This is a genomic window from Streptomyces boluensis (assembly GCF_009908195.1).
In the GTDB taxonomy this organism is placed as follows: Bacteria; Actinomycetota; Actinomycetes; order Streptomycetales; family Streptomycetaceae; genus Streptomyces; species Streptomyces boluensis.
In genome coordinates this window covers 1-9,503 of sequence record NZ_JAAAHS010000306.1, presented here as the reverse complement: position 1 = coordinate 9,503, position 9,503 = coordinate 1, and the positions used below count along the sequence as shown (strand labels likewise).

The following is a 9,503-nucleotide window of genomic DNA, read 5'->3' as shown; positions in this document are numbered from 1 at the left end:
GCCCCAGCCCCAGCGCCAGCCCCAGCACCAGATCCGGAGTCCTGATGACGACGCTGACGACGAGTGCGATCTCCGCCGAGCGGTCCCTCTACGACGCCGACCACGAGCTCCTGCGCGACACGGTGCGCGCGTTCGCCGACAAACACGCCACCCCGCACGCCGAGCGCTGGCGGGCCGAGGGCAAGGTCGACCGGGCACTGTTCCAGGAGGCCGCCCGCGCGGGCATCCTCGGCTTCAACATCCCGGAGGAGTACGGGGGCGGCGGGGTCACCGACTTCCGTTTCAACGCGGTGATCGGCGAGGAGTTCTCCCGCCACTCCGCCTCCGACGGCCTCGCCGGGGTGGGCCTCTCCAACGACATCGTCGTGCCCTACTTCACCGACCTGACCGACGACGAGCAGAAGGCCCGCTGGCTGCCGGGCATCGCCGCAGGCGAACTGATCGTCGCCGTCGCCATGACCGAGCCCGGAACCGGCAGCGACCTCGCGGGCATCGCCACCACCGCGGTCCGCGACGGCGCCGGGGACTACGTGGTCAACGGCAGCAAGGTGTTCATCTCCAACGGCCAGAACGCCGACCTGGTCGTCACCGCCGTACGGACAGGACCCGACCGGCACGGCGGGATCAGCCTGCTCGTCGTCGAGGCCGACAGGACCGGCTTTGCGCGCGGCCGCAACCTGGAGAAGGTCGGGCTGCACGCCCAGGACACCAGCGAGTTGTTCTTCCAGGACGTCCGCGTACCGGCCGCCAACCTGCTCGGCGAGGAAGGCTCCGGCTTCAAGGCCCTGATGTGCAACCTGCCCCAGGAACGCATCTCCATCGCAGCCAACGCCATGGCCTCCATCGAAGGCGTACTGGAACGGACCGTGGAGTACGTCAAGGAGCGCAAGGCGTTCGGCCGGACCGTCGGCTCGTTCCAGAACACCCGCTTCCAGCTCGCCGACATGGTCACCACGGCACGCGTCGGCCGCACCTACATCGACGACCTGCTCGCCAAGCACTCCCGCGGCGAACTGAGCGCCGTGGACGCCGCGGCGGCGAAGTTCTGGGCCACCGAGCACTACGTCGACATCGTCGGCCGCTGCCTCCAACTCCACGGCGCCTATGGCTACATGCGCGAATACCGCATCGCCCACGACTACCTCGACTCGCGCATCACCACCATCTACGGCGGCACCACGGAGATCATGAAGGAGATCGTCGCGCGCGACCTGGGCCTGTAGCCGCCTGTACGCGACAGAGCGGGCCGCGCACATTCGACAGATGCGCAGAGTCGGCCTCGCGGTTTTGTACACGCTGACGAATCGGGTCACCGCAGGCGGCTGCTAGAAAGAAGGCCGCTTCATCCCCGCCCCTCGGCCGCGCTCCTCACCCCGTGAGCGCGAACGTACGGGGTGCGCACACCGGACTTACCGGACAGTGCGGAAGCGTATGCGCCAGCCTCGATCAGGCACTGCCGCGCCTTCCGGATCAAAGGGTGCCATCGGCCCCGATGTCGTAGAGAGGCCGACAGCTTGAGCTCACAGATAACCCGCGAGCGGCGCGGCAACCCGCGCCCGCACATCCCCGCCACCGGCCGGGACATAGTGATCATCGAGGACGACGAGATCCTCGGCCGCTCCGCCGCCGACTGCGTCGAACGCTGGGGGAGCACCGCGCACCGTCTGCCCCGCCCCGACGACGACACCCTGCGGCGCGAGTTGCAGGGCCCCGTCGACAGCATCGCCATCGTGTCCCACGACGACATGGTCGCCCTGCGTTACGCGCTGCTCGCCGAACACCTCAAGCCCGGCGTCCGCCTGGTCGTGACCATCTTCGACCGGACCGTCGCCGAGGAGGTCGCCCGAACTGTCCCCAATTGCACGGTCTTGAGCATGACCGACGCGATCCTGCCCAGCCTCCTGGCGAGCTGTCTCGCTCCCGGGTACGCCATGCTGCAGCCCGTCGGCGACGAGCTCGTGGGCGTACGGCGGGAAGGCGTGGCCACCCACGTCGAGTACCTGTCGCGACGGGCCCTGGCCGGTACGCCCGGGCCGCACCCGCGCAGCCCTGTCGGGACCTGGTTCCGCTCCCTCGGCACCTCGGCGAAGGCGCTGGTCGCGAGCCTGGCCGCCCTGCTGCTCGCCTACTCCGTGGATGTCGCGCTCGGCATCCTTGTTCTGCACGAGCACTGGACCGAGGCCGTGTGGAACGCGGCCCGCACGCTCACCACGATCGGTTCCTCGCACGCCGCCGAGCACGGGCCCGGCTGGTACAAGGTGTTCTCCGCCACCTCGATGATCGGCGTCCTCGTCCTCGCCGCCGTGTTCACCGCCGGTGTCGTCGACCGGTTCACGGGACACCGCATGACCAGCATCCTCGGCGCCCGGTCCATCCCGCGCCGCAACCACGTCATCGTCGTCGGCCTCGGCCAGGTCGGGCTGCGTCTCTCGGCCCGGCTGCGGGACCTCGGCGTCAAGGTCGTCGCCGTCGAGCGCAACCGGCAGGCCGTCTGCCTTCCGCTGGCCCGCTCCCTCGACATCCCCGTCGTCATCGGCCGCGGCGGCGACCGGTTCCTGCTCGAACGCCTCTCGGTACGACGCGCTCGCGCCCTCGCCGCGGTCTCCTCGAACAACCTGGAGAACATCGCCGTCGCGGTCGCCACCCGAGCCGTCGCCGGCGAACAACAGCGCATCGTGCTGCGTGCGGGCGGCGACGCGGTCACCACCGAATCGCAGTCGCTGTTCCGTATCGGAGCCGTCTGCGACTTCCCGCTCATCGTCAGCACGTTCGTCGCCGCGACCGTCCTCGACGCCGAACTGCGCAGCGTCTTCGTGGCGGACGGCCGCACCTGCGCGCTGTTCGCCGACGACCGCGTCGTCGACCTCGCGTCCTGGGACATGACCTCACGTCCTGGGGCATGACCTCCGACGGCGGCGCGGTACGCGCGCGCCGCGGGGCGCCGGGAGGACATGGCTCCCCGGCGCCCCGCAGCAGCGTCCCCGACCGGATCAGACGCGGTCGGCGGCGATCAGGACGTACTGGAAGGACCCGTCCTTGTACGAGTTGATGAACGCCTCCTCGATGCCCGTGACCAGCGAGGACGTGGCCCGCAGCTCCCAGTAGGGGAGGGTGTCGGGGGTGAGGTCGATGACGGCCTGCGGTACGAGGCGGTTGTCGGCCATGGCGCGCAGGTACTCGCGGCGCGAGTGGATGTTGCACTCGAAGTGCGCGTTGATCTGCGAGACCCACTTCGAGGGCTGGCCGTACCGCGGGTTCCAGCAGCCGGTGATGGTCACATAGCGGCCGCCGACCTCCAGGATGCGCGAGTGCTCCGCGAACAGGTCGTGCAGGTCGACGTACATGGTCGACTCGTTGTTCCACGACGCCGCCGCCTGGCCCGTCTCGAAGGGCGTGGCCAGCATGTTGCACACCTGGGCGCGCACCTGGTCGTCGATGCCGAGCTCACGGGCGCGGTTGTTGGCGAAGTCGGCCTGCTTGGCCGAGAGCGTGACGCCCTCCACCTTGGCGCCGAAGCGCTGGTTCGCCATCACCATCGAGCCGCCGCGGCCGCAGCCGGCGTCCACCAGAGTGTCGGTGGGCCCGACATCACCGAGGTGCCCGAGCAGGAACTCGGCCTGGGCCGACTCCAGTCGGTGCAGCTCGGCGATCAGCTTCTTCTCGCTCTCGCTGTCCTGCGCGTCACCGAGCGCCGCGTGGTCGACCGCGCCGATGCCGTAGTGGTGGTGGTAGAGACCGTCGACATCGCCGAGCCGCAGGTTCACCGGCCGGGCCTCGCCGTCCCAGTAGCGGGCGATGTCCCCCTGGTAGGGCGTCGCCGGGTTAGGGATGCGCGGGGTGGCGGTGGCGGTGAGTTCGGTGCTGCTGGTCACAGATGAGTCCATTTCTCTAACCGGGAGTTATTACCAGAAGTCGGGCAGGCTGTAGCGGTAGGTGTTGGTCTGGTGCCAGTAGTGGTTGCCGTCGACCCACGCGGCCACGCCCCGCAGGAATCGCAGCACCGTCGGCACCGGGCAGGCCGCGGCGAGGGCCGCGGCCTCCGTCTCGAAGGCGTGCATGAGCTCGTTGTGGACCTCGACCGACTTCAGGTAGGCGTCCTGGTCGGAGAGGTCCTCGCGTTCGGCGATCACCACGGGCAGGTTCAAGTGCCGCCCGGGAGCCGCGAGTTCCTTGGTGTACGAGTACAGGTCGTTCACGATGGTCGTCGCGTTGCCCGCGAGGGCGATGACCTTCTGCATGGCCGGCTGGGCGTGCAGGTCGGCCGGGAGTTCGTAACCCCCGACGATGTCGGTGATGGTCGGGCAGGGGCGGAAGTTGTTGAACTGACGCATCGCCAGGTACTCCCACACCTCGGGCACCTTGTCCTCCTGCGCCCAGGAGGCCTCGGCGAGATAGCCCAGGTGCAGCCGTGCCATGTCGTGCCGGTACCGGTCGGCCTGGGAGGGGGTGCCGGACTGCACGAAGTACTCCATGGCGGAGCGGTACGCACGCCGCGGCGCGTCCGCGTGCAGCGACTCCTCCCACTGCGGCTGGTACTCCCGCGTGGTGTGCAGGGCGTCGAGCGCGGTGTGCGCGAGCAGCAGGCGTTCGCCCAGGCCGACGGGTGAGCCGCCGTGGTCCTCGCAGTAGCAGTCGTCCACCGCGTTCTCGGCCACCATCAGCCGGGTCGCGATCATCAGGTGGTCGATGGTGGGCGCGTCGGGGTGGCAGGCGACCATGTAGCGGCCGACGGAGAAGCCGTCGAACTGGTCCTCCCAGTCGTCAGGAATGAGGGAAACCTCGTTCAGCGCCCAGGACTTGATGCGCTGACTGAGCTCCTCGACCCGCACCGGGTCGGGCTCGGGCACGGGGTGGAAGTACAGCCCCGGGATCGGCCGGCCTTGCGCGGGACTCGCCTCAGCGGGGGCCGCAGGGTGCACCGGGTCCGCCGCGGCCGCCAGGTCCGCGGCGGTCGGTGGCTCGGCCCGCGGCGTCAGGCGCAGGCCCTGGGTGCCCAGGCCGTTCGGGCCCCGCAGCACCCGCGCCAGCGCGTCGCCCGCCGGGGGCACCGAGGCGGCCGAGGCGACCGAGGTGGCCGAGGGAGACGTGGCTTCGACGTGAGCCGTGGCCTCGACGTGAGGCGTGGCTCCGACGGAAGGGGTGACGTCGGCGGTCGGCAGGCCGGGAGGCGAAGACGCAGCGGGCGTGCCGCCGAAGACGGCCGCGACATCGTGGACGCGGGCCGCCGCGTCCGCGAGCAACTGCGCCCCGAAGTGCGAAGCGGCCGCCGGCAGGCTCGACTGTGGAGGTGTCGGCTCAGGCGCAGACATCCGTAGCTCCTTGGTGAATTGGGCGGCTGTCCCCGAGGCCCTGCGGCCGGGCGCGGGCGGTACGGAGAACCCCGGGGACCCGGAGGGCCCGGAGGACCGGACATGGCACCGCGCCCGTCAGGGCGGATCGATCCCTACCTGGGCCAGTGGCCGATCTGCACGTTCTCCAGGACGCCGACCGCGTCCGGTACGAGGATGGCCGCCGAGTAGTACGTGCTCACCAGGTACGAGGTGATCGCCTGCTCGTCGATGCCCATGAAGCGGACCGACAGACCCGGCTCGTACTCGTCCGGCAGGCCGGTCTGCCGCAGACCGATGACGCCCTGGTCGTCCTCGCCGGTACGCATGCAGAGGATCGAGCTGGTCCGTTCCTTGGTGATCGGGATCTTGTTGCAGGGCAGGATCGGCACGCCCCGCCAGGCCGGGACCTGCTGGCCGCCGAGGTCGACATGGTCCGGGTAGAGCCCGCGCGCGTTGAACCCACGCCCGATCGCCGCGATCGTCTTGGGGTGCGCGAGGAAGAACTTGGAGCCGCGCCGACGGCAGAGCAGTTCGTCCATGTCGTCCGGGGTCGGCGGGCCGGAGTGGGTCTGGATGCGCTGCTTGAAGTCGGCGTTGTGGAGCAGGCCGAACTCCCGGTCGTTGACCAGCTCGTGCTCCTGGCGCTCCCGCAACGCCTCGATGGTGAGCCGGAGTTGCTGCTCCGTCTGGTTCATCGGCTGGTTGTAGAGGTCGGCCACCCTGGTGTGGACCTTCAGAATGGTCTGCGCGGCCGAGAGCTCGTACTCACGCGGCTTCAGCTCGTAGTCCACGAACGCGCCGGGCAGTTCGTGCTCCCCGGTGTGACCGGCCGACATCGCGATCTCGGCCTCGCCGCGATGGTTCTGCCGCTGGGTGGAGCGGGTCGTGAACTCCTCCAGATGTGCGCGGAGTTGGGGCGCGGAGGACAGTACGGCGGCGAAGTCGGCGCGCGACAGGGTCAGCAGCGTGCCGGCGGTCTCGGCGATCGCGGTGTGCTCCCACCGGGCGTCGTCGTCGAGCAGCACGTGCTCCCCGAACCGGTCCCCGTCAGCGAGTACGTCGAGGGCGACCTCGTCACCGTAATTGCCCTCGGAGGTCTGGCTGACGCGCCCGTGCGCGATGAGGTGGAGCTGGTCGGCGGGGGTGCCGCGCACCACCAGGGTCTCGCCGCTGCTGAACTCGCGCTGCACGCACCGGTCAGCGATGGCGGTCAGCACGTCCACGTCGTCGAAGCCGCGCAGCAGGGCCAGTTCACCGAGCTCGCGGGGGATCACCCGGACCCCGGCGCCGTCCTGGACGAACTCCACCCGGCCGTCTCCGACGGTGTAGCTGAGCCGGCGGTTCACCCGGTAGGCGCCGCCCTTGGTCTCCACCCAGGGGAGCATCCGCAGCAGCCAACGGGAGGAGATCTCCTGCATCTGCGGTGCGGACTTGGTCGTGGTGGCGAGGTTACGGGCGGCCGCCGTACCCAGGCTGGATTGCCGGGGCACCTCGACGTTCGCCTGGGCTTCCGGGCTCGATTCGACAGTCATCGGGCGAACTCTCCTTGGTCAGAGCGGAGTTGGGCGCATGCGGGCGCCACGCGTCACGGAGGTGGTTGGTGGGGACGACGAGCGAATCCGTCGAGATCGCTAGGAACGCTAGTGGCCACTTCGCCCGTCAGGCCATGGGGAGCCGACGACATTAACTCGATGCGATGATCATGCTCGGTTCGGTGTTTGCCGGGGTACCGATGAAATTCAGCCGTGTTCGAGCCGCACTCGTACACGCCGACGCCCTGCAGGTCACGCTCCAGGGCTTCAACTCAGGCCGCACGCGCCGCATGGGCCACCCGGTGCGGGTCGGCCAGTGCTCCCGCGAGGTGGTAGAGGAGCGGTTGCGTCAGCGGGTTGACGCTCGGGGTCAAGTCCGGTCAGGGGTACGGGGGTTGGTACGCCGGTTGGTGCGGGTGCGACGTGTGTGGTCCCGGGCACACCTGAGCCCCGGACGCGTGGCGTGCCGGGGCTCGGGGTGGGGGGAGAGGGGTTGGTCTAGTACGCGCCGTTCACCTGGTCGATCGAGCCGTACTTGTCGGCCGCGTAGTTGCAGGCGGCGGTGATGTTGGCGACCGGGTCGTAGCTGTCGAGGGACGTCCCGGGCACGTGGTACGCGTCGAAGGTGGGGGCGATGACCTGCAGGAGCCCCTTGGACGGGGTCCCGGCCACGGCGTTGGAGTCCCAGTTGTTGATGGCCAGCGGGTTGCCGGAGGACTCGCGCATGATGTTGCGGTGGATGCCCTCGTACGTACCGGGGATGCCGTGCTTGGCCATGATGTCGAGCGACTCGTTGATCCAGCCGTCGAGGTCGTTGGTGTAGGCCTTCTTCGCCGGGGCCGCGACGGGCTCGGCGGCGAGGGTGCTCTTGCGCTCGGAGCGGTCCGCGCGCTTCTCCGCGGGCTTCTCCGGGGCCTTCTTGCCGAGGGTGAGCTTCTGGCCGGGGCGGATCAGCCTCGGGTCGTCGCCGAGGGCGCTGCGGTTGTCCTCGTACAGCTGCTTCCAGCCACCGCTCACGGAGTGCTCGCGGGCGATGGTGGAGAGGGAGTCGCCCGCGGCGACGACGTAGCTCTTAGGGGCGGCGGCGGGCTTGGCGGCCTGCGCGGTGCCGGGCTGTGCCGTGGCGGCCTGGGCGGTGGCGGCCGGTGCGGCACCGGCGGCGGTCGCGCCGAGCACGGGGAGTACGAGCGCGGCCCCGCCGGTACCCACGAGGGCGATGCCCCGGGTGAGCGACGAGCGGGACTTGGTGCGGCGATGCTTTCCCTGTGCGGGCATGACGCATTCCTCTCCGGCGCCTACGAGGTGAGCTGTCGGGTTCGGACGGGAGATGTCCGGTCGCACTGCGTGTGCGACTTCACCCCGAGCCGTTCCGGAATCCGTGGCGGATCCGGGACGGCGGCTTACCTGGGTCCCCCGCTCCTGCCGCACGTAGTGAGTCGGTGTGAGGTTTTCCGGACAGCGGCAGGATTCGGCGTTCCGTCCGGATTGATGGTGACGTTAGGCGAGAAATGCCGGACGGAAAAGACCTGAATTCCGAATGGGGAATGCGCGGGCGGCTCCCGCATTCTTTGATCGAAAGGCCCAACTTCCGTTCCGTGGACCGAAAATGCGCGGCGCGGCTCGCAAGGTCGCGCCCCGGGGAGTGAGCCATTTCACTGAAGGGGTGAGCTATTCGCTATTAATTCTGCGCAATATGGCGAGTCTTCCGCATAAGGAATGAGTAGCCCTATATCGTGCCGTCCTTGACGAAAACGGACACGGGTGCGGCTACTTCGTGTCTGGTGGCTCCGGTGCCACGTCAGGGGCCGCGAAGAACTCCCAGATCGTGATCATCGCGATGACCTGGGCGATCAGATACGCGACCTGGAGCGAGTAGTAGCGCATCTGATAGATCGACAGCAGCAGGCCCAATCGGCTCTGCCAGTAACGCCGTTCACCGCGGAATGTGTCGAAGTCGGCGGCGATTCCGGTGACCGTGAGCACGAAAAGCATCGCCGACACCGCCAGGGCGAGATTCGCGGTGCTTTCATCCGTGAAGCGGAACACCAGCGAGTCGAGGCCGACAGGGAAGGCGACGGCGAGTGCCACGGGCAGGGCTTTGGCCGGTCCTCGCCGCCCCGGAAGATGGCGCCAGAGAGCACCGAGTACGAAGGCCGAGCCGGTGAACATCACCGTCTCCCCGACGAACAGCACCAGCATTCCCGGCAGGCCGAACAGCGAATGGAGCGTGGCCTGCCACGCTTCTCCCCGCACGTTCCAGACCCAGACGAGAAGCAGCGCCGCCGGAACAGCCGGTATCAAGGCCAGGCGGGCACAGCGGCTGCCGTTGGCCCACCATGTGTCCGCCGGGCCCAGTGCCAACGCCGCGTCCACGACCGACACATTCCCCGGCAGCCGGTCGGAGCCTGCGGCGGCGGGCCAGTTGTGCAGGTCGCTCAACTCCTGCTCCAGGTCGCTCCGCTTCGGCGGTACGTCCCCGAACAACCCCTGCCAGAACGCGTCCCGTCGACCAGGCGAGTCGGACGCGCCGACCTGCGGCGCGCTCGGGTCGTTCGGGCTGCTTGGGTTGCTTGGGCCGCTCGGGTCGTTGCCTTCGTTCGGTTCGCCTCGGGTCCGGGGGGTTGAGGGGGGTGCCCATGAG

General features: G+C 69.3%; 7 protein-coding genes and 1 riboswitch. Of the genes, 2 read left to right on the top strand and 5 right to left on the bottom strand.

Annotated features, from left to right (window positions below; all coding sequences use genetic code 11):
• The first annotated feature begins 44 nt into the window (after positions 1-44).
• Positions 45-1,223, top strand: coding sequence for an acyl-CoA dehydrogenase family protein (locus tag GUY60_RS28610; RefSeq protein WP_161702954.1), 1,179 nt, complete (start codon positions 45-47; stop codon positions 1,221-1,223).
• Positions 1,224-1,514: 291 nt separating this feature from the next.
• Positions 1,515-2,903, top strand: a complete 1,389-nt coding sequence (locus GUY60_RS28605; protein ID WP_161702952.1) for an NAD-binding protein — start codon at positions 1,515-1,517, stop codon at positions 2,901-2,903.
• An 87-nt stretch (positions 2,904-2,990) separates the two neighbouring features.
• Here GUY60_RS28605 and GUY60_RS28600 read toward each other — a convergent pair whose 3' ends face one another.
• From GUY60_RS28600 to GUY60_RS28580, 5 genes are all read right to left on the bottom strand, one after another.
• On the bottom strand, positions 2,991-3,884 hold the full coding sequence (locus tag GUY60_RS28600) for a geranyl diphosphate 2-C-methyltransferase (RefSeq protein WP_161702950.1): 894 nt from the start codon (positions 3,882-3,884) through the stop codon (positions 2,991-2,993).
• Between the two features lie 18 nt (positions 3,885-3,902).
• Entirely contained in the window at positions 3,903-5,309 is a 1,407-nt protein-coding gene (locus tag GUY60_RS28595; RefSeq protein ID WP_161702948.1) for a family 2 encapsulin nanocompartment cargo protein terpene cyclase, read from the bottom strand.
• Between the two features lie 134 nt (positions 5,310-5,443).
• A complete protein-coding gene (locus GUY60_RS28590; protein WP_161702946.1) occupies positions 5,444-6,862 on the bottom strand; it encodes a family 2B encapsulin nanocompartment shell protein in 1,419 nt (472 codons plus the stop codon).
• A 498-nt stretch (positions 6,863-7,360) separates the two neighbouring features.
• Entirely contained in the window at positions 7,361-8,137 is a 777-nt protein-coding gene (locus GUY60_RS28585; RefSeq protein ID WP_161702944.1) for a LysM peptidoglycan-binding domain-containing protein, read from the bottom strand.
• A 2-nt stretch (positions 8,138-8,139) separates the two neighbouring features.
• A riboswitch (cyclic di-AMP (ydaO/yuaA leader) is annotated at positions 8,140-8,314 on the bottom strand.
• Positions 8,315-8,629: 315 nt separating this feature from the next.
• Entirely contained in the window at positions 8,630-9,346 is a 717-nt protein-coding gene (locus GUY60_RS28580; RefSeq protein WP_161702942.1) for a DUF6185 family protein, read from the bottom strand.
• Positions 9,347-9,503 lie beyond the last annotated feature (157 nt).